This window comes from Rhodococcus sp. 15-725-2-2b (assembly GCF_002259075.1).
Classification (GTDB): Bacteria; Actinomycetota; Actinomycetes; order Mycobacteriales; family Mycobacteriaceae; genus Rhodococcoides.
The window spans coordinates 134,752-156,913 of record NZ_NPFL01000022.1 but is presented as its reverse complement, the minus strand read 5'-3'; the positions used below and the strand labels follow the sequence as shown (position 1 = coordinate 156,913).

The 22,162-nt window shown below is 65.1% G+C and carries 12 protein-coding genes; 6 read left to right on the top strand and 6 right to left on the bottom strand.

The features are described 5' to 3' along the window. Positions 1-73 precede the first annotated feature (73 nt). Positions 74-304 (bottom strand): hypothetical protein, encoded by a 231-nt coding sequence (locus tag CH306_RS26535; RefSeq protein ID WP_094648320.1) that lies wholly within the window; start codon positions 302-304, stop codon positions 74-76. 139 nt (positions 305-443) lie between these two features. On the opposite strand from CH306_RS26535, the gene CH306_RS26530 reads away from it, so the two are divergent. Next, positions 444-1,325, top strand: coding sequence for a hypothetical protein (locus tag CH306_RS26530; protein WP_094648319.1), 882 nt, complete (start codon positions 444-446; stop codon positions 1,323-1,325). Positions 1,326-1,374: 49 nt separating this feature from the next. Here the strand turns inward: CH306_RS26530 and CH306_RS26525 are convergent, their stop codons facing one another. Further along, positions 1,375-2,451 (bottom strand): DUF6615 family protein, encoded by a 1,077-nt coding sequence (locus CH306_RS26525; RefSeq protein ID WP_094648318.1) that lies wholly within the window; start codon positions 2,449-2,451, stop codon positions 1,375-1,377. 735 nt (positions 2,452-3,186) lie between these two features. Here CH306_RS26525 and CH306_RS26520 point away from each other — a divergent pair. From CH306_RS26520 to CH306_RS26500, 5 genes are all read left to right on the top strand, one after another. Further along, complete coding sequence (locus CH306_RS26520) at positions 3,187-3,849, top strand: TraI DNA relaxase (protein ID WP_094648317.1); 663 nt, start codon at positions 3,187-3,189, stop codon at positions 3,847-3,849. Beyond that, positions 3,843-5,738: a type IV secretory system conjugative DNA transfer family protein gene (locus CH306_RS26515; RefSeq protein WP_094648316.1), complete on the top strand. Its 1,896-nt coding sequence runs from the start codon at positions 3,843-3,845 to the stop codon at positions 5,736-5,738. Before CH306_RS26520 ends, CH306_RS26515 begins: the two co-directional genes overlap by 7 nt. Next, positions 5,735-6,175 carry a DUF4913 domain-containing protein gene (locus CH306_RS26510; RefSeq protein ID WP_094648315.1) on the top strand — a complete coding sequence of 147 codons (441 nt, stop codon included), beginning with the start codon at positions 5,735-5,737 and terminating at the stop codon, positions 6,173-6,175. Before CH306_RS26515 ends, CH306_RS26510 begins: the two co-directional genes overlap by 4 nt. 284 nt (positions 6,176-6,459) lie before the next feature. Beyond that, positions 6,460-7,074: a hypothetical protein gene (locus CH306_RS26505; RefSeq protein WP_094648314.1), complete on the top strand. Its 615-nt coding sequence runs from the start codon at positions 6,460-6,462 to the stop codon at positions 7,072-7,074. Between the two features lie 353 nt (positions 7,075-7,427). Beyond that, entirely contained in the window at positions 7,428-13,235 is a 5,808-nt protein-coding gene (locus CH306_RS26500) for a helicase-related protein (RefSeq protein WP_441347026.1), read from the top strand. Positions 13,236-13,946: 711 nt separating this feature from the next. Here CH306_RS26500 and CH306_RS26490 read toward each other — a convergent pair. The 4 genes from CH306_RS26490 to mobF form a co-directional block, all read right to left on the bottom strand. Next, positions 13,947-14,318, bottom strand: a complete 372-nt coding sequence (locus CH306_RS26490) for a hypothetical protein (RefSeq protein ID WP_094648312.1) — start codon at positions 14,316-14,318, stop codon at positions 13,947-13,949. Beyond that, positions 14,315-14,479 carry a hypothetical protein gene (locus CH306_RS29270; RefSeq protein ID WP_179272952.1) on the bottom strand — a complete coding sequence of 55 codons (165 nt, stop codon included), beginning with the start codon at positions 14,477-14,479 and terminating at the stop codon, positions 14,315-14,317. The genes CH306_RS26490 and CH306_RS29270 overlap by 4 nt, the downstream gene beginning before the upstream one ends. Beyond that, positions 14,472-15,674 (bottom strand): PIN domain-containing protein, encoded by a 1,203-nt coding sequence (locus CH306_RS26485; RefSeq protein ID WP_179272953.1) that lies wholly within the window; start codon positions 15,672-15,674, stop codon positions 14,472-14,474. Before CH306_RS26485 ends, CH306_RS29270 begins: the two co-directional genes overlap by 8 nt. 146 nt (positions 15,675-15,820) lie before the next feature. Beyond that, positions 15,821-22,042: a MobF family relaxase gene (gene mobF, locus CH306_RS26480; RefSeq protein ID WP_179272954.1), complete on the bottom strand. Its 6,222-nt coding sequence runs from the start codon at positions 22,040-22,042 to the stop codon at positions 15,821-15,823. Positions 22,043-22,162: the final 120 nt, after the last annotated feature.

Below are 22,162 nucleotides of genomic sequence, written 5' to 3'. Positions count from 1 at the left end.
TAGCCTGCCATGCTCGGCCGTGATGGCGAAGTAGCTTCCACGACGACTCACCGCTGTGTTACTCGGCACCGGACTACGTCGGGTCGTCGAAGGCGGTGATGACGTGCGCAGTGGGGTTGTTGCCGCCCCGGAATTCCTGAATGGTGACCCCGTCCTTGCCGCCGCGTAGAACGGCTCCTAGGCGTCCGACCTTGACTCTCCCGTCGGCGAACCGGACGAGCTTGAGACCGTCCGGCCACTCGGTGACGTCATTCCCGCTGCGGTTCTTGTAGGTTTTCGGCGTTCCGAAGTCGAGCCCGTCCATAGCCTGGAAGTCTGCCAGGAGAAGAACTACTTGAAGAACGCAGTGCGTCTACAACTTAGTGTGCAGCGCACAACGAGGAGCCGAAAATCGTGCACCTCGATCGAACACAGGTTGCAGCCGACATAGCGAGAGGGCGCTTATGACGTTTTGGTGGGCCAGCCAAGGCAAGAACCACGCCACGGCCATCGAACAAGGGACGCTCTGGACAGCGCCTCGGATCGACGGTTCGCTCCCGACCGACCGCGCCCTCATCAAGAAGATCGCACCGGGCGACGTGGTGTTTCATTACGACGGCCCGTACCTGCGGGCGGTCAGCGTTGCCACCACCGCGTCATCGCCCTGCCATCGCCCCGACGGTTATCCCAAGGACGTCGACGCCCAGCCCGACGCAGGGTGGCTCGTACGGGTCGACCCCGTCATCGAAGGTTTGCGCGTCCATTCTCAGCGAATAGCAGAGCTCCTCCCGCATGGGTCCCCGGGTCCCCTCGACAAGAACGGCACGCCTCAGCAGAAGTACCTGTCGGCACTCACTCATCAACACGGGTCGTTGCTTCTCGAGGAGATCGACCTCGACAACCCGAGCCCGTCCGGCGAGGCCCAGCCCGGACCGGCTCACAGAGAAACGGACGCCGCCACCAGCGTGTGGGGACGAATCGAGCAGCGCGGACTCCGCCGCCGGCTGCTCGACGGCCGCGCCGAGGCAGAGTGCGGTCTGTGCGGACGACGGGTGCCGACTGCGCTGCTCGTAGCCGGTCACATCAAACCCCGCGCTCACTGCACGAACCAGGAACGATGGGACTATCCGAACGTGGCGATGCTGGCATGTCTGCTCGGATGCGACGCCTTGTTCGAGCACGGCTACATCGCCGTCGACGAGAGCGGGACCATTGTCGAAGGGCGGCCCACCGCCGTCGACGCGCTCGCGAACGCCAGGGCCGTGCTCGTCGGATCACCGTGCCCGGCATTCACCCCAGGCCGCGCAGCGTCGTTCAAGGCCCACCGACAACTACACCTGACCTGACACCCCCACCCCGCCACATCAACTAATCGCGACTGCGACGCGCTCACGGCTACTGGTCTCTGCCGATGTCGGTGACGGCGACGTGGCCGACAGCAAGACTGCCGACGTCGCTGAACTGCGCCAACATCTGGCGCGCATACTCACCCGCGTCGCCGCTACCGAGGTTGCGTACCGCAGCGGCGTAGACGGGCAATTGGTCACTTATGCGCGCGCCGGGTGCCTGACCGTGTCCGTTTGTGAGAACGTCCCACTGATCGAACAGAACCGTCGACAACGGGAGCGATCGCGCGAGATAGGGCGTGACCTGAAGCCCAGGAGAGCTGCCTTTGTACACAGCCCGGACGTCCTCGGCCGGCATGGTGCCGGCTCCCCAGAACGGAAGTAGTTCATGCGTGAACTCAGGGGTCGGGGCCGAACACGATGTCGCTCGCCAATGCCTTGAACAACCGCACAGCAGCCATCCGCAAGTACTGCATGTGGCGCGGTGATGCGCGCGTGTGATGGCCCATTCGCCCCAGCGTGGATGATCGGTGCGACGCATCGCGCTCTGTGCAATGGCAAGCTCGTTGTTCTGGACGACGGTGGCATCGTCGAGTGTTTCGAGGGAGAAGGTGCTGGGTGGCCATCCGTTGTAGAAGACGTAGTAGGGGTCGAGCACCCCGACGAGGTCGGGATCCGGCCGCTTCGAGCGAGGGTCAACCCCGTCACGGGCACCGTCGATGAATACGTCCATCTGCAACGGGCCCGTTCCGCCGACCTTGTGAGAGAGCTCCCGGTACACCGGAACCTCGTCATGAATGGCACCACGTGACTTGGTCGATTTCGGGAAGGCACGTTTCGCCTGGATCCGAGCGCATCTCCATCCAAGGCCGTCTGCTCCGATCCACCACTCCCAGTCGGCACCGACGACTGCCTCCTCTGCACCGCCGAATTGGTACTGCTGCACCACCGCGTGGCCTTCGAGGAAGTTGAGAAGTAGATCCGTGAACGAGGTCTCGTTCATACCGGGTCCACCACGGGGACGGAGAAGTCGAGAGGCACTCAGATTCCAGAACAGCTCCGCCATCCTGTCCACGACTTGCGCCGCCCGCTGCAGAGCCTCGAAGTGATACGCATTGGCCGCCATATGCTCTCCTCGGCTTCAGGTTCATCGCCAGAGACCACGTCTGGCTCTGGCGTTTCTGCAGCCTACGCAGGGAGTGTTCCCCGGATCGGCTCCCATTGATCCCGGATCTGTTCGGAATACGCGGATCAGCTCGAGGGATCTCCGATGGCCCTCCGATGATGGGCAGAACAGCAAACTCAGCAGACCGACGAACAACAAGCTCAGCAGGCCGACGAACAAGGCAGCGAGCCCAAGAGCGAGGCTCGGGTTCGCGTAAGCAAGCCAGGCAAAGCTGGGCATTGCGCTTCCGGTGGCGATAGCACGACGAGTAGTCATGATGGTTCTCCTGTATTCAGTTGTGGGTAGAGACTGCGGTAACTCGGTTGTCTTTCACGTCACTTCTGGCACGAAGTAGTCGTAATACGAGCTCGCCGCTGCGAACTTTCCGTTCTACAACATGATCTGATGGATTCGCGCGGTGCGCCAGATGTTGCCACGACCCGACCTCGCACCGCCGGTACAACGCCTCGTGCACAGTGGCGGCAATGCGTTAAGGTTGATGTGTTCGACCGTCGATGAGGGTCACGGTCGGGCGTCCATCCAGCAACAGCGCTGCACCGCACCTCTTTCGGGTGTCGGTGTCTTCTGGCTGTGGGCTGGCCGACGCTCTCAGTGAAGGCCCTCCATGTCGATTCCTCACTCGCTCCCGCCGAGCACTCATCACATCTCGTTCACCATCGACGGTGGTGACCGTCGATGACCACACGCTCTGTCTCGACCGCGGAGCTGCAGCGCCGCTCCCATATCGCTGCCGCCGCCTACGAACGCGGTCGCCGCGCCACTCTGGCTGCCGCACGCCGCCGCAGCCTGGCCGATCGCGCGCACGTCCGCCGCGAGGAGATCCGCAGTCGCACGCACTCCTACGAGCCGCGCAGTGACAGTCGCGCGTTCGGGTTGCTCGATACCGATGTGTTGTTGGTGCGGGCGGCGGCATATCTCGCTGCGGCCGGTGTTGCGCACGAGCTGATCACCGCACAGGCCTTCACTGATCCTGTTCAGCAGGAGTGGGCGGACGCCACCGTCGATCGCACTGCGGTGCACGAGGATGCGTGGCGGGAGCGGTTGGTCGACAACGGTATCGACGACGCGGTGCTCCGTCCTGGTCTGTCGATGGATGCTCTGGAGTTGCCCGTCGAACTCGATGGCCTCGACTTCGACGACATTGCCGAACACGCCCTCGACGTGTCCTCCACCTCTGCCGACGTCGAACCCCTGAGGCTGGTCGACCTGCTGCGTGAGACACCGCGCCAGGAACAGTCGTCGGGTTCGGTCGTCGACATCACCGACCGGGTCGCGCAGGTCATCGAGATCGACCGCAGCGTCGACGAGGTCGTCGAGGGTGGTGTGGACGCATGGTGACCAAAAGGCCGACCGCCAAGGGTGCCGGCACGCAGTCGTCGATGTTCCCGTTGATCGCGATATCGCTGGTGATCGTGCTGATCGCCCTCGGATATGGATCGCTCTGGCTGGGGCACGCGTTCACCGACACCGGTGAATCGATCCCCGGGAACCCGTTTCAGGCCCTGTTCTCCGTGGCCGGCGGAAAGCTGACGTGGCCGACCGTCTCGACAGTGATCTTCGTGATGGCGGTGATCATCGGCTCCGGTCTCGCCGGCGTCGCTGCGGCCGCTCGGGCGTCACGCGGCGGCAAGAACGACGTCGATGCCAAGGCCCGACTGATGGGGTCGACATCGAAGCTGACCGGGGTGACGGGCAAGCAGGCCCGTGATCGAGCGAAGTCGCTGCGGTCGGATCTGGCCGACCGGGACACCCTCGACGACGCCGACATCGGAGTCATCGTCGGCCGCACGGTCCAAGGCAACCAGAAGGTGTTCATGTCGTGGGAGGACATGATGTTCGCCCTGGCTGGACCTCGTATGGGTAAGACGGCCGCGATGGCGATCGACGCCTTGTGCACCGCGCCGGGCGCGGCGTTGTTCACCTCGAACAAACGTGATGGCCACGACCTCACCCGTGGCGTCCGCGAGAAGCTCGGCGCGGTGTGGCGCTACGACCTACAGGGGATCGCCGAGGGCCCCCGCACCGGCGGTGACGGGTTCTGGTGGAATCCGCTGCGCGGGCTCACCTCGATCGTCGCGGCCCGCAAGCTCGCCTCCTATTTCGCTGCCGCGTCGAAGGATGATTCGGCTCGCGTCGATGCGTACTTCGACGGCGGTGCACAGGAACTGCTCGCGCAGATGATGCTGGCGGCATCGTGTGCGGGTGGCGATCTGCTGCACGTCTACGGTTGGCTCTCCGACGAGGAGAACGAACTCCCCCAGAAGATCCTCGAGGAACACAACCACCAGATCGTCGCGATGCGGCTGCAATCGGTGCGCGGCCTCAACCCGCGCCAGCGAGATGGCCTGTACGACATGGCTCGCCGGTTCATCGGGCTGCTCGAGGAGCAGACCTACGTGATGAGCGTGCTCCCACCCGAGCGGGTGGACGTCTCACTCGGCGCGGTCCTCGACACCGACATCGGCAGGGGCGTGCGCTACCCACATTCGATGCGCGAGTTCGTGATCGAGAAATTCGTGACCAGCACCGACACGCTGTACGCCTTGTCGAAGGAAGGGCCGGACTCGTCGTCAGCGCTGACCACGGCGTTGATCGGGTCTATCATCGACGCCGCTCAGAGCACCGCTCGCCGCAGCCCGCGCGGCCGGATGCCGGTACCGATGCTGTGCATTCTCGACGAGGCCGCGAACGTCTGCCGTCTCCCCGAACTCCCCGCCTGGTACTCCCACCTCGGCTCGCAGGGGATCTGCCTGATGACGATCGTGCAGAACCTCTCCCAGGCCCAGAAGGTGTGGGGCCAGGACGGGGTCAAGCAACTCCAGGATGCCGCGAATTTCCTCTGGTACGGCGGCGGAATCAAGGACAAGACCACCCTGTCGGACCTGTCCGCGCTCGTCGGTGATCACGACGTCGAACGCTGGTCGGCCTCGCGGGGCGGCGGCATGTTCGACAGCGGCTCGACCTCGAGGTCGCAGTCCTGGTCGAAGGAACCGATCATGACCGTCGACGACCTTGCCGCGATCCCGAAAACCCGAGCCTTGGTGCAGATTTCGGGCAACAGGCCGGTGCTGATGAAGAAGCTGTACTGGTCCGACGGCCCGAACGCCGACGCCATCACCGCCTCGGCCGAGCGCTACGGAATCCCTGAGAAGGCACAGATTCTCCTCGACGAGGATGCAATCGACCTCGACGAGGTCACCGAGATCGACGAGGAGCCGTTCCTGTGACCGCATTCGACGACTTCGACCCGACGGACGGCGACCCAGCGGAGGGCGGCCCGGACGAGGAGCCGTCGGCACCGGAGCGGCAGTACGAGTCGATGTTCGACTGGTTCGACACCTGGTTCGCGACTCTGATCACCCGCAAGCTCAGCGGCACCGCCGGTAAGAGCGGGCGAGTGTTCTGCCCCGAGTGGTGGCGACACGACGAAGTGGTGCGCCGCCTGCGGGATCTGTGGCTGGCGTGGGAGGGCGCGGAGGCGAGCGAGAATCTCGGGGCTCCGAGTGCCTGGTGGATCCACGATGCCGACCCGATGCTGCGGGTGCTGCTCGATCCGGACGGTGGCCCGATGTACCTGTGCAACAGAGACAAGCACGTCACGACCCCGCCGCTACGGCGAACGTTGACTCTGCCCCCAGCGGGCTGGTTCGACGGACTCGACTGATACTCCACCCGAATCGTCAACATATCTTGACGATTCGGGTGGAGCCTGACACAACTACCGATTCGATCGACCGAAGGGACCTGGTGGGTCCGGCTAGACCCACCAGGTCCGATGCAGCCGGAGAGTGCGTCTCCGGCCGATGACGACGTTAACGATCACTGCCCGGTCTCGGGCAGTGCGGGTCGCACAGACGTCTCGCCCGACTTCAGGAGCGCACACCGTGGCCAAAGATTCTGACGATTTCCAACTCGATTTGTTCGCCGAGACAGAGGACAGTGACACCCATGATCGACCCGATAACGCAGGAGATAATGAAGCTCTACTTGGAGCACCAGGGGCTGCCGCAGGAGCTGAGCCCGACCGATCAGCAGGCGTTCCTCGAGACCGAGAGCGAGCGGATCGCGGAGCGGATCGACAACATGAAGATCGTCATGGAACAGCAAGTGCTGCAACGCTACATGCGCGACAACGGCCAGCCGCCCCCGTACATGGAGAAGGTCGGGATGATCAACCAGGCCTGGGCGCAGGCGACGGACTTCGTGATCAACGAGGAGATCTACGGCCAGCTCCCGCCGGAGATGGAGGCATACCCGCCGGACCAGGAGAGCCCGGAAGCCGAAGCGGAACGGGACCAGGCGCGGATTCAGGTCCACAAGAGCGATCCGGAGCGCTGGCGCAACCCGCTCAACTGCGCGGACCCGGACAAGGAAGCGGACCGGCTGACGGACCAACTGTGGAAGGGCCGGCCGGTCCAGTTCCTCTACTACGCAGCGCATCTGATAGCGGCGAGGATCGAGGACAACGAGCCCTACCCGACATCACAGAACCACCCGCTGTATCCATCGTTCACCAGCCAGCTCGACGAGAGAGTGGACGAGCACGCGGCAAGCGGAAAGTAACCCGCCGCAGCGAATCCGACGCCCAACTGGATCTGTTCTCGTTCGACGCCGACGGTGCCGCACCGATCGACCCGGCTGCCACCGAGATCGGCGGCACACCGCTCCCGGCACCGGTCGATCCCGAGATCCTCGCCGCCGACGCCGCATCCCGGCAGGCGCGCGAGCTCGAGCCCGCACCGGAGGTCGCCCCGGACGTCGCCGTCGACGCTCCGGCACCGACGCCGTCGGCGACGGAGCTGGTGCGCGACGCCTACGGGCGGCTCGCGCGCGAAGACGAAGCCTATGTGCGGCTGGCGCGGATCCGCGCCGACCTCGACGGGACACTGACCGCCGAGCAGGTCACCGACGCACTGATGGAGCTGCGCCGCGCAGGCGATGTGTCGTTGATTCCGGAAGAGAATCAGAAGACTCTCGGGCCCGACGATCACGCCGCCGCGATCAGCTACGGCAACCAGAGACGGCACCTTATCGCCGTCGACGGTCGCCGCGTCGACCAACTCCTGCCCACGCGGAGCACTCCCCCGCCCAGCGTCGAGATCGATTCCCCCACAGTCGAACCGACACCCGAACCTGCGGCGACGACAGCGGTGCCGGATACCGCCGAAGGGATGGTGGTCGACACTCAGACGGTCGCCGAGCGTCTGTGGAATGTCGAGCCCGTGGACTTCCGGCCCGGCACCGAGATACTGGTGCCGTCCGGAGCGAAAGCCCGTGTGGCAGCGAACATCGAAGCCCTGTGGGTGCTGGCGGCTGTGACCGCGCAGGATCGCTACGCCACCGCCGACGAGCAAGCAGTACTGGCCCGCTGGTCGAGTTGGGGTGCAACCCCGCAGGTCTTCGATCCGCGACGCGACGATTGGGCGGGCGAGCGCGAGCAGATCCGCTCGTTGCTGGACGACACCGCCTGGGCACAGGCGCAGCGCACCATCCTCAACGCTCACTACACCGACCCTGCGATCGCTGCAGCGATGTGGAAGGCCACGATGCAGGCCGGGTTCACCGGCGGCCGGGTACTCGAACCGGGGTGCGGTTCGGGCACATTCATCGCCCACTCCCCCAGCTCGGCGCAGATGGTCGGGGTCGAGCTCGACGCCACCACTGCCGCGATCGCCGCCGCGTTGAACCCGTCGGCGCAGATCCGCGCCGAAGGATTCGAGAAGACCACCGCACCAGCGTCCTCGTTCACCGCCGCGATCGGCAACGTCCCGTTCGGGGACTACCGGCTCTACGACCCGGTCCACAACCAGGCCAAACACTCGATCCACAACCACTTCATCGTCAAATCCTTGGCGATGACCGCCCCCGGCGGCTACGTCACCGTCCTGACCTCCCGCTACACCCTCGACGCCCAGAACCAGCGGGCCCGCCGCGACATCGCCGCCCTCGGCGACCTCGTCGGGGCAGTCCGCCTGCCGTCCAACGCATTCCGGCGTGTCGCCGGGACCGAGGTCGTCACCGACATTCTCGTGTTGCGTCGCCGCGCCGACGGGGCGAAACCCGCACCGTTGACCGAGCGGTTCCTGCAGCTCGAGAACGCCACCGCTCTCGACGATGCCGGCGAGGACAAGGGCGTGCCGATCAACGCCGTCTACACCGATCACCCCGAATGGGTGCTCGGTGAGCTGCGGGTCGGGCACGGGATGTACGGCAACGAGACCCTGTCCGTCGAGGCCCCCGACAGCGACGTCGACCTTGCGGCCCTGGTCGAGGATCGACTCACCGCGATCGTCGATGTCGCGAAGACCGATGGTCTCGGGCTCACCGCGTCGTGGCGCGACACCCTCGGGCCCACCCGAGAGGACTTCGAGCGCGGACTGCTGGCGATCGGGAACGGCCCGGCACAGGACGAGCTCGCGGTAGGAACGCTGCGGCACGACGCGCAGATGGAGACCATCGAACGCTGGAACTCCCGCGACTGGGAGCCGGTGAACACCCGGGGAGCCAAGCAGGTCGCCGAATGGGGCGAGCTGCTCGCGCTCCGCGACACCACCCATGCCCTCATCGACGCGCAACGCGGCCCCACCGACCCCAGTCAGCGGCAAGCCTTGCGGGAGATCCTCGGTGAGCAATACGACGCCTACGTTGCCCGCTACGGCCCGATCAACCGGTTCAAGATGTCGATACCCAAGGACCTCACCGAATCGCAGCACGACGCCGCTCTGGCGAAGCTGATCGACACCTGGCGCAAGGACGAAGGGGTCGCAGGCGATCCGTATGCCGGAGAGGTTCCCGAAGACGTCTACGACCGCCTCTCCGACGATGCGTGGATCAACCCCCGCCAGCCCACCAAGCTGCAGAGCCATCTCGGCAAGGCGCTGCGCACCGATCCGACGTTCGCTGCGGTGCTTTCCCTCGAGCACTTCGACGAGGAGACCATGACCGCCCGCAAGGCGGCGATCTTCCACACCGACGTTCTGCATTCGCGTGAGCTGCGCAGCCACGCCGAGACGGTCGACGAGGCGATGGCCATCAGTCTCGACGAGCAAGCCCGCCTCGACGTCGGGCGGATCGCCGAGCTACTCGGGACCACCGTCGAGCAGGCCGAGACCCAGATGGAAGGACGCGCTTTCCGCACGCTGACCGACCCCACCCGGTGGGTGTCGTCGTCGACATATCTGTCGGGCAATGTCCGCACCAAGCTCGCCGACGCCGAAGAGATCGCCGCCCTCGATCCCCGCTACCAAGCCAACGTCGATGCCTTGACCGCGGTGATCCCGCCGCGCAAGACCGATGTCGATGTCGCTCTCGGTGCGCCGTGGGTGCCGATCGAGACCTACACCCAGTTCGTCCACGAGACCTTCGAGGTGCCGGCCGATGTTCCGGTCACCATCGAGCGGGCATCGGGGCGCTGGGCGGTGTCGGTGGAGGCCTACCCGGGTGTCGGCGAGCAGCACCTCAAGTGGGGCCTGGTGCCCAAACGTGGATCGTGGTCGACCAAGTACAACTTCGAGCACCGGCCCGCCGAGGACCGCGGGATCGGCAACGCCGGAATGCGCTCCGGTGACTACGAGTGGCAGGAACTGCTCACCGACCTGCTCAACAGCGACCCGATCGAGATCGCCACCTCCAAGGAGTTCCGGGAGAACGCGGGGGCACCGGGCATTCACGATGCCGCGACCCGCGCGGCGCAGTCGAAGGCGCGGCGGCTCTCGCAAGAGTTCGGGCAGTGGGCGTTGCACTCCGACGAGGTGCGCCGCGAACAGCTCCTCGACATCTACAACGACAAGTTCAACTCCCTTGTCGCGCCGGTACATTCGGGTGCGCACATGGCCTTCCCCGGCCTGGGTGAGAAGTTCTCGCCGTACCCGTATCAACGCGACGCTGCGGCGCGGATCGTCTCCGAGCCGACGGTGCTGCTCGATCACGTTGTCGGGGCCGGCAAGACCGGCACCATCTTGATGGGTGCGATGGAGCTGGGGCGTCTCGGGTTGGCGGACAAGCCGTGGGTGGTGGTGCCCAACCACATCATCGACCAGGTCGTCCGCGAAGCCGGGCAGTGGTATCCCGGTGCGCGGATCCTCTCCGGATCGGCGGCCACCGACGCCGAAGGGCGCCGATTGCTCGTCGCCCAGTCCGCCTCGCAGGACTGGGACATGGTCATCGTGCCGCGGTCGGCGTTCTCCTCCATCGGGGTCGATCCCGGTACCAAAGCCGAGTACATCCGCGGCCAGGTCCAGGCCATCGACGCGGATCTGGGCGATGTCGAGGGTCGCCAGACCAAGAAACGGCTCGAAGCGATGAAGGCCAAGCTCGAGGAAAAACTCGAGACCGCTCTCGAACAGGCCGGGAAGGATCGAGGGCTGACGTTCGAGGCGTCGGGCTGCGACTACCTGTTCGTCGACGAAGCCCACGAGTTCAAGAACCTCGCCCGCGCGTCCGGGGTCACCGAGCTCGCCAACGAAGGCTCGCACCGGGCCACCGACATGGACCTCAAGCTCAACTATCTGCGGTCGATGCGCCGCGAGGAAGCGATCACCAAAGGCATCCCGCCGGAGGAGTACGTCGAACGTGTCGCCACGTTCGCCACCGGCACCCCGGTCGCGAACTCGCTCGCCGAGCTGTGGGTGATGCAGCACTACCTGCGTCCAGATCTCCTCGAGGACGCCGGGGTTGCCTCGATCAACGATTGGGGAGCGACGTTCACCGACACCGTCGAGCGGGTCGAGCTGAATTCGTCCGGATCGAGACTGCGGGCAGTGACCCGGGTCGGTGAATTCACCAACGTCGGCGATCTGATCGGGATGACCAGCGTGTACACCGACGCCGTCACCCGCGATCAGGTGCCGGCGAACCTGCCGGTCAAGGACGGTGGGCGCAACACCGACGTCACGTTCACCCCGGCGCTGGAAGTGCAGGACTTCATCGCCGATCTGGGCTATCGCGCCGATCATGCCGACGCCAAACGGCCGGATCTCGACAATGCGCTCAAGGTCGCCAACGACGGTCGCAACGCCACCCTGGACCCCAGGGTTGCGCACCTCGATCCGGCACCGCCGAAGCATTCACGTGCGCACATCGTCGCGCAGCGAATCCTGGACGTGCACAACGACTCCAACGAGAACACCTACCTCGACGCCTCCGGTGAACCCCACCCGACAGCGGGTGCGTTGCAGATTGTGTTCTGCGACCGCTCGACCCCGAAAGCCGACCGGTCGTGGTCGATCTACGACGGGATCCGCGACGAGTTGCTCGCCGGCGGGATGGAGCCCGCGCAGATCGCTTACGTCCACGATTATCCGAAGCCGTCGGAGAAGGCCCGCTTGTTCGAGATGTGCCGTACAGGACGGGTGTCGGTGGTGTTCGGGTCCAGCGAGAAGATGGGCATGGGCACCAACATTCAGGATCGCGCGATCGCGCTGCATCACGTCGATGTGCCGTGGCGACCGGCCGACCTCGAACAACGTGAGGGTCGAATCATCCGGCAGGGTAACCAGAACGCCCGCGTGAAGGTGTTCAATTACGTCGCCGAGAAGACCTTCGACACCGTGATGTGGCAGACCGTGCACCGCAAGGCGCATTTCATCGAGCAGCTCAAGAGAGCGGATCGCTTGATGCGGCGTGTGGTGGATCTCGACAGCGATTCGCTTGCCGAGAACTCTGCTATGACCAAGGCCCTCGCCACCGGTGATGATCGGTACATTCAGCAGATCGAGCTGGACTCCCAGCTTCAGGAGCTCCAGTCCGAAGCGGATTCGCATTTCGCCGAGCAACGCTCGATCGAACGCGACCGCGACCGGCTGCGCCGCGAAGTACCCCGCGCGCGTCAGCGGGTCGCTCAATTGGCCGAGGCGGCACCGATCCTCAAAGGCCGGCGGGAGGTCGACCAGTGGCCCGGTATGACCATCGGTGGGGTGTTCTACGACAAGCGCAGTGACGCCGCGAATGCGATGGCCATGGCGTTGCAGGGCACCTACCAGGCCCTCAAGGGCGAAGGGCTCACCAAGTCGATGGTGATCGCGGAGATGAGCGGATTCCCGATCGAAGCCTCCCGTCCCGCCCAGGCCAGTGCGCTGTATCTGTCGTTCTCCGGTCTCGGGTCCTCGACCAAAATTATCGAGGCGCATGACCTGTATCCGAGGATCGGGGACGGTGAGCGCAGCCAACACGCGTTCGGTCTGCTCACGCGGGTGGAGAACATGGCGTACACCGTCGACACCGACCTGGCGAAGGCCGAGCGCTCACTCGATCGAGACGAGCAACGCCTCGACGACCTCGAACTGGTCGAGCTCTCGGACTTCCCGAAAGCGGTTCAGCTGAAGGATCTTTCGAACGAAGTCGCCCGTCTGCGACGCGAGATCAAGGAGGCAGAAACGAGTCCCGAAGCCGTCGCCCGGGACGCTGCACGTGCCGAGCGTGCCGCAGCGAAGGGACGGCAGCCGGGTTGGTCGCTGATGCTCAACCCCACCCCGGCGTACGTCGAAGAACTCGGGATGGGGAGCGCCGACAACGTCCGCGCGATGATGCGCCAGGCCGAAGTCGAAGCGTTGCAGCGCGCATCATCGTCGAGCATCGATGCTGTCGACCCGGATCGGCCCCGTCGCGGACTGTCCGCCCCACCCGAACACCGCGAACCCGGCACCGGCCGCCCCGACCGAGATCGGAAACTCCCGCCTCCGGATCCCAACGAACCTGGTCGGGACATCGGATTCGGTCTGGACTGATAGCCGGGACCTGAGCATTTATGGCGCGTTCAATCGTTTCGGTCTATTCGTCAAGATTTCTTGACGGATAGACCGAAGTGGTTACGTGTCATCGTCGCGCCGACGCGTGAGCAATCCGTTCCTGGTGTGGGTGACGGCAATGCCGATGTAGCGCGGAGGGACTACCAGGCCCGGGTGGGGCGACGGTCGTCGGCGTTCCAGCGATGCCGTAGCTCTCGCCTTCTCATTACTGACCAGGTAGGTCTCGCGGGCCCCGTGGACTACGGACCGCATCGAACCCCATCGGTCGATAGCGAACCAGAATGGCTGTTGATTCCTCGGGTCTTGTTCGGAGGCCTGAACCCACACGCTTTCTTGATCTCCGCTGAGGTAGAAGCCCGAGATCCTCGGTGCCGTCGCACGATGACCCTCCAGCCTCTGGATGTGTTTGCCGAAGTCAGCCTCCTGCGAGATATCGACCGTTCCGACTTTCTGCCACTGCTCACCGGGCCCGTCTTGACCGAATGCAACGTCAGGTGTTGTCGTCGAGATCCACATGTCAAGCGCTGTCATACAGCTCAGCTTTCCCAATGAAGAGAAAAGTCCAGGACGCAGGGGGTTAGGTCAACGCGAGCAGGGCACTGATCGCCAATCCCGCGATCGCCAGAACCTGCGAAATGGTAGCTGCAAGCAGAAACCTCGCTTTCCAGTCGTTACCGTCTCTGAGGCTTACTACTGATTTAATGTTTGTATTAGCAACCGCCTTCCGCTATCGTCTTCACTGTCGCACCAATGAGTGTCAGTCATTTCCTTCAGGCTAGCGCCGTCCGCCACCTTGTATTTCCAACTCAGACCCGCGAACACGCCAAGAATGGCACATACAAGAAACAGAATGAAGGCAAAGATCATCCAGCCGCGTTCGCCTCCACTAAGCAGATAATCCTTTCCCAGGAAGACGGCGAGGACGGCCACGGTCAGGGTGACTAGACCTCCTGCGCTGGTGATCACGGACGCGGACCGTGCGTTGAGGTCATCCCTACGCTTGTACTCAGCCTCCAGTGCCGCCTTGATGTGGTTCGTGTACTCCTCGCCCTGAGTGCTCATTTTTCGAGTTTTGTTTCTTCATCGCCGTCGTACCTCTTGCGAATTTCTTCCGTCTTGATCCAATCACTATCAGGCGGCGGTTTCTTACCTGTATCGGGTTTTGGATCCTCTTCTTTGGCTGGCAGATTTTCTGTATCGCCACCTTCCGGGGTATCACTCATTACCTTCCTCCTCCTCGCTACCTTCGATTTTCTCTGCCTTACTTGAGGGTATTCCTTGCTCAACCCGGCCATCCTGAACCGGCACTATGTCTTGCAGGTCCAAGGCTTCGACTGCGTCGAGATTGACCACGAAATGGAAGATCAGCTCTGCTTCAAGTTCGTCACCCACGATCATGTATTGGTCGTTGTGGTCGCCGTCTAGGACAGTCCATTGGGCTCGCGACCCGGCGTAGTCGCTTTTGTGCATGTAGCCCTCGTACCCGATGCTCGCGTCCACGTGTACTTCGCCGATTTCGGTTCCGTCCTCGAACTTCTCGTGCACCTCGTAGGTCATACTCTCAAGGTTGAGGCTGACGTCGTTGATGGTGATCGGCGACTCGAGGTCGCTGTCGAACTCGAACCCGTAGAGCGGCGCGCGTTCTCCGTCCTGGGTTTGGGTCGTCAGCTCCATCCCCCACATGTTGTCGGCCTCTCCGGAGAGGGCGTTGGAGAGCACGTTCATCAATTCGGGGATCTCGATCGACTCGTCAGTGAGTTCGTCGTGCACTGTGTCCAACCGGGTCATCGTCATTGCGTCGTCGATCGTTTTGGCGATGCGCACTGGATTCGAAGCTATGGCCGCAACTTCACTCGCCAAACTGGGGTGCAGGGCATCCGAGTGTTCTCCGGTTCCGCGGTAGTCCTTGTCTTGGGTTACAAAGACAACTTCTGTACCCGCTGCGGCAGATCGCGCCACATCGAGGACCGTCGCCCAAATCAGAGCATCTCGATATCCCTTGTCCGTCTGATCGAACGGAGGATGCTCTCCAAGAGACCACTCCACCAGCGTGGCGTGGTCGAGGGTCGACGAGATCGCCGCTATCTCTGCCCCCTCGTCGATCAGACGATCGCGCAGGTCTTTCGCGAAGTCCTGCCACGACATCGCACTCACGGCAGCTCTCAGCTCTTTGACGGTAGGGAGTCCTGTTGGAAGCGGGATCGCGGCACCGCCTAGCTTCCGCAAGGCCTGCCCCCACAGCCTTGCTCCGTCGACCGCCATGCTCCTAGCATCTGCCCACCGGCGTCGACCGAACTCCTGGACAACGACCTCAGGTACGACGACGCTCAGCGGTCCGAATTCGGCGACCAGAAACGTCCGTCTCCACGGGACATCGGCCAGATCAGGGGCACCGAGCAAAATGTTGGTGTCGAACACGAACACAGTCGACGAAGTCCCCATACCGACCATCGTGCCGCTTTCAGGCGGCTCGTTCGGGATAAACAGCCAAAACTGCGTCCAGTGGAGCCGATTCGCATCGGCGTTCTGTTGTCGCCTGGACCTAACCGACTATCTCACCGACGTCAGAGTCCGCGATCGAGATCGTGTTCTCGACTTACGTCGAGATCTGGGAGAGGCGATCCACGACTGTTTGCTGTCGTCGTCGCACGTTTGGTCACCGTGGACCCTGTAGATGCGAGCGAGCGGGCGCGCGCAGCATCGTCACGTTCGTTCTCTGACAGCACGCGGTCCGCCTGCGGACTATCGGTGATGCCCACGATGGACGGAGCACCGATAGACGCCGGACTGGTCGAAGAGAAGGCGCGCAGAGCCCTCTCAGATACAGCTTGTTGGGGTGCCGTGAGCTTCTGCCGGCGGCGTCGAGCATGTTCGGTGATCGCGGCATCGAACACGGTCGCGGCGACGAGATCAACGGAGCGCCGATCCGGATCGGTTGCGCGTTGAACGATCGCGGGCCACTCATCCGTTTCTGCCTGGACACGTCCAGCGGCATCGTTGGCAGCACGTTGAGTGTCGCGGACGTGACGGGCGAGGCGTTCTTCGCGGACGCGTGCGTCGTCGACGGCCGGTTCGAGGGTCTTGCGGTCCCGTCGCTTCGCGCTCGACAGCTGCTCGGTGAGTGCGGTGTGTTCGCCGCGTGCAGCCTCGTGTTGTGCGGTGATCCGGCGGAGTTCGCCAGCAATCTCACGGGCCGCGGCGATTGCTGCGGCTTGCTCGTCGAGTCGGGCGTACAGCTTCTCGGTGTCCGCAAGCACGGTTGGGTCGGTGCGTCCTCGGCCGGCGCGGTCGACGAACGCGGTCAGCTCGGTGTCTGGGACAAGCCGGATCGGGTCCTGCTTCATCTTCGCGAGCAGTGCAGCGTCGGCCTCCGAGAGCACCGGTTGCGGATCGGGGACGCTCACGGTGGCGTCTTCCACCGACAGCTCTGACGGAGCCAATGATTTCCGCTCGAGTTGCTCGACGGCGGCGTCTGCGGCTGGCGCGTCGACGACCTCGACTGAAGGCTGCACCCGCATCGACGGGGTGTCGGTCATCGCTGCCCGCTTGGCTGCCTGTTCGGCCCGCCACAGCATCGCTTCGGTGCGGTCGACGTCGGCCTTGAGGTCGGTGAGTGCGGCGAGGTCGATGCTCTCGGCCGCCAGGCGTGCGGTGGTGACGTCGACGACTGTGACCTCTCCCCCGTCGGCGGCGGTGACGCGCTCGTATTCGGCGGCGGCGTCGTGTGCGCGGGTGCGTGCGGCGGTCGCGGTGTCGTCGACGAATCGGGCGCGCCAGATTTCCCAGTCGAGACCGCGCTGAGCGAGGGCGCGGGCATCGTCGTCGTCTCCGGCGGCCGCGACGTCGGCGGCGACTGCGGGCCGGATGACGGTGTCGATGTGATGCCAGAGTGCTTCGGCCTCGAACTCGCGGTCGGTCCATTCCTGGCGGGTGTCGAGCATGGCGATGCGGGCGGGGCGTTGCCGGTCGGATCGCTCCTGCAGCTCGGCGAGCATCGTGCGGGCATGGAACTGTGCGGGGCTGGTGCCGTCGGAGATTCGACCGCGCAGCTCCCGGTACCTGGTTTTTGCGTCGTCGAGATCTGCGGTGAGCAGTCGTACTCGTTCGTCGGTGGTGACCGTCGGGTACGGCAGCTCGATCGTCTCGATCTGCGAGCGCATCGCGTCCCACACATCGGCGTCGGCGGTGCCGGCCTCGATTGTGTCGGCGGCCTCGATGTCGAGTGGTGCGCCGGCCTCGTGTTCGAGTCCGGTGTACTCGCCGTCGTACTCCGGTGGCGGCTGGTCGTAGCCGCTGTCGTACTCCGGTGGCGGCTGGTCGTAGCCGCTGTCGTACTCCGGTGGTGACGCGTGGTCGTAGTCGACGGGGGCGTCGAGTGCGTCGAGGGAGGCGAGGTAGTCCGCGTCGGCGTCGACCGGGATCGCGGGGGTCGAGCCGTCGACGACGGTATCGGTCGCAGCAGCCTGGGTCGGTAGCGGTGCCGGGATGACGAACTCGTCGGGCAGCTCGCCGCCGATGGTGTCGGAGACCGCGTCGTCGACGACGGGGACGGCTTCTTCGTCCTCGATCGACAATGGTTCGGCGGTGGGTGGGGTGTAGGTGCGGGCGAGGTGGTTCTCGCGCACCAGCATCTCGGCCCGCCACGTCAGGGCGGTGGCGAGTTCGTGGGCGGGCAGGGTGACACCGTGATCGACCGGGTCGATGCCGCCGTGCAGGAACTCGTACGCGGTGCCGAGCAACTGTCCCGGGGTCCACAGGGTCGGGTCGGCGGCGTCGACGGTCGCGACGAGCGAGGGCCACGCCGCATCGGACATGACGCGGACGGCGGCGGTGTAGCCGAGCAGTTCGGTCAGTACCGGTGCCCACGATGGTTCGAGGACTGCGCCGTCGGTGTCGGCGTCGAGGGCGGCGACGGAGAGTTCACCGGACAGTCGCCACCACAGTGCGGCAGCGGGCAGCTCGTCGGGTAGCGGCGACATGGCGAGGGAGTCGCGGACGAGGGTGTGGACTTCGATTCCGGCGCGTGCGGCGGCGGAGAGTCGGTCGGCGAGGATCGGGAAGTACGGATCGCGGGCGATGTGGGTGTCGAGTTCGTCGACGAACGGACGCCATCGGGCGACGGCATCGTTTCCGGTCTCGATCATTTCGGCTGCGCGGCGGTCGAGGCGGCGTTGCGCTTTCACCGATGCGGCGGCGAGTTGCTCGGGTCCGGTCGGACGCCGGTCGGCCGGGTCGACGTCGTGTGCGGCGCGGAACACCGCGAGATCGGTGAGCAGTTCGAGGTCGGGTTCGTCGGTGAGCAGCGGGCGCGCCCACACCGGTGCAGTCGTCGGTGTCCACGTGGCGACGTCGGCGGCGATGCGTGCGCAGTGCGCCGTCACCAGTTCCTGGCGGGCGTCGAGGTAGGCACCCCACTCGGGCAGATCGTGTACTGCTGTCGGGATGGCGGGTAGCCACGGCAGCGGCCCGGTGGCGGAGGAATGCTTGCCGCTGGGGTCCAGACGCCAGTCGAGAACTGCGGCTCTGTCGAGGGCGGTATCGAGTTCGCGCGAGCGGACAGCGCTGCGCAGGGCCTCGACGGGATCGCGTCCGTGTGCACCGAGGATCGCCAGGTGTCCGCGCAGGGTCGGCCATGCGGGCTCGTCGGTCAGACCCGGTGCTTCTTGTTCGGCGGCGACGTCGATCGCGGCCATCACCTCCGGGCCGAGGTGCACTTCGGAGCCGGTGGACACCGAGTAGTCGTAGGCCCGCGCAGCCGGCGAGAGATTGAGGTGCGGGTCGTCGGCTTCGACGAGAGTGGAGTGCGCTGAGACCTGTGCGCCGTCGCGCCGCAGAATCTCGCGGAGGTCGTCGACCGCGGTCGGGGGAAGCATTCCGCGTTCGGTCATCGCGGTGTGCAGGTCGCCGTCCGACGCGGTCGCCAGATACAGGTGGTTGGCTTGCTTGCCGCGGGTGAGTCCGACGTAGGCGAGCTGGCGGGTTTCGTCGCCGGTGGCCACGACGTGGCAGGTGTCGGCGGTCGAGCCCTGTGCGGAGTGCACGGTTCCGGCGTAGCCGAGTTCGGTGGCGGACTGGACGTAGTCGGCGTCGAGGGTGACGGTGCGGCCGAGTTCGATATGCCGGACCTGTAGCGAGCCGTCCCGTCCGACTTTCTCGACGATCCAGCGGTCACCGTTGCGGACCCAGTCGGTCTGCGAGAGCGGGTTGCGGCGGTCGTTCGAGCGGGTGCGGACGGTGTCCCCGGCGCTGGCCATAAGCCCGTCGGCGAGGACGGCTTCCCGGCCGACTCGCGTGTCGGTGGCGGCGAGGCGGTCGGTGCGGGCGCGGGTGTTGAGTTCGGCGACGAGCTCGCGGGTTGGGGCGAGCATGAGCGCGTCCTTGCCGGCCGCATGATCGGCCGCCCACGCGGTGTAGGCGTCGTCGGTGACCGTGGCAATCGATCCGACGTGGACCCGTCCGTGGTCGATGTAGAACCCGATCGCGGCTTCGTCGCCGTCACGCAACGCGAGTGAGGCGGCACCTTCGGCCGGGTCGCGGAACCGGACGACCTGCGAGAGCGACAACGCACCGATGCGGTCGTGGATATCGCGGAGCACACCGCCGGAGGCGACGGAGGCGAGCTGTTGATCGTCACCGATCAACCGCACGGTTGCACCGCGCTCGACGAGTGCAGTGATTGCTTCGTCGAGATCGAGGGTGCCGGTCATGCCCGCCTCGTCGACGATGACGAGAGTGTCCTCGCCGATGTCGGTGTACCACTGCGGAACTTTCACCGACCTGCCCTCGCGCAAGCGTTGGGTGATGTCGACGAACTTCGCCAACGTGTCGGTAGTCGTCAAGATATCTTGACGCAGGACTGCGGCGGCGGCAGCGGTCGGCGCGAACCCGACGACGCGGCCGGCGGCGTTCTGCCACGCGGTCGTCAGTGCTTTCATCGACGCGGTCTTGCCGGTGCCTGCGGGTGCGAGTGCGAGTTGCAATTTCGCTCCAGAGGTCGCCATCGCGCGCACCAGCGACCGCTGGCCGGCGTTGAGGTCGAGACCGTTCGCTGCGGATTCGAGCAGCGCAATCTCGACGTGCTTGTCGTCGATCGCAATACCGTCGGTGCGTCCGGCGAGGGCGACGATGCGCGCTTCGGCGTCGAGTACTGCTGCGGTGGTGAGCAACTGCGATTCGTGGCGGGTGTGCACATCGGCACCGTCGCGTCGGCGCATCACATCCGGGGCGATATCGGCAGCGGGGTCGGTGTCGGCGGCACCGGAGAGGTCGATCGACAACTCGTCCCCGCACGCGAGGTCGGTGACCTTCTCGACGAGTGCGTCGATGCGCTCGGCCGGTGGATCGAAGGTGCGTACTTGCCGCACGACTTCGGCGCGAATGTTGTGCCGCAGGAACCGTGATCGTTTCCGCGAGACGATGTCGAGTGAGCGTTCGGCGGTCTCGCGCACCCAGGCGTGATCGAAGTCCGTCGCCGCTTCGGCGGCGGTGTGCGCGGTGATCGAGGAGACCAGTTCCGACAGCGCCTTCTGCGAGCCGAGGATCTCGATCGCTTGGTCTCGCCAGCCGCTGCGTTGATCGGCGTGCGAGACCGGTTCGTGTTTGGCGGCACGGGTTTCCAACGTCGCTTGCTGAGCGAGGGAGATCGCTTCGATGGCGGTCGGTTCACGTCCATGATCGGCCTGGAAGGCGCGTGCGAGTTCGGCGGTGCGGAGTTTGATCGCGGCGCTGCGCGAGGACCACCGCTCGGCGAGACGTTCGTCCATGCCGTCGATTTCGCGGACCGGACGTTTGCTGCGATCGGTCGACGCTCGCTCGGTGAACCGGACGCCGATGCGTTCACGCAACTGCGCTTCGAGGACGGTGTTGTAGACCTCGGAGGCGGGAACGTTGTTGCGGTACAACGCGGCCCCGTCGAGTGCGAGCCACTTGATGGTGCCGTCGGGCATCGTGGCGGCGACCTTGTTGCTGATCGCGACGTGGGTGTGCAGGTTCGGATCACCCGCGCGTGAATCGCGGTGGGTGAACTGTGCGGCGATCAACCCGTTGCCGTCGACTTGCGCCACTCCCCCGGTACCGACGCGGGTGAAGCACGCGTGCTTCTCGAGGTACGTCACCGCGGCGGCGATCGCGGACTCGTGTGCAGCTTCGATCTGTTCCGAGACTTCACGCGGGGCGACTGCCCACAATGCCGACACCGATTTCACCGGTGTGAACGTCAAGTCGAACCCGGCTACAGCGGTGGTCTTCTGCCGGCCGACCTTCGCCACCCACCCGGACAGTTCCCGTTCGTCCGCCGGCGCGCGGCCGTACTCCTTTGCGAACATCGTCGATCCGACATCGGTGCGGATCCGCGCGCGGTCGGCGTCGTCGATCGCCGCGTTCCACTTCTGCCCGCGTGCGAGATTGTGCGCCACGAACGCCTCCGCGCACGCCACCCGATACGCGGTCGCGCCGGAGTCGATCTTGAACGCCCGGCCCAGTTTCGCCGACCGGGCGGCGTCGGCCTGAGACGCACCTTGCGCGAGCGCCAGCTCGAACATCAGGTCCGCGTTCGGGTGCAGGCCTTCACCGAACAGGGCCTTCATCTGCGCTTCGGACACCTGCTGGCCTGCCGCGACCGACCCCAGACCAGCGAGGCCGGCCCCGGCCCAACGGCCCGGTGACTCACCTTTTTCGGAGTAGTAATCGGCCAGCGAGGAGGCCCCACGCTCGGTGGAATCGGCAGCCGCAACCTGCCGGGTCAGGTACTCGTACCCGTCCCCAGCGGTCAGCTTGTGCAGACCCATCACAAACGCGGACTGTACCAGCGAAAACGCAAATAGCCCCATAGTGCATGAGGTGTGTGGGGTTGGCTTTGGGTCTTGCCAGTAGTTACGTGGCTTGGGATATGGGTGGATTTGGATCGA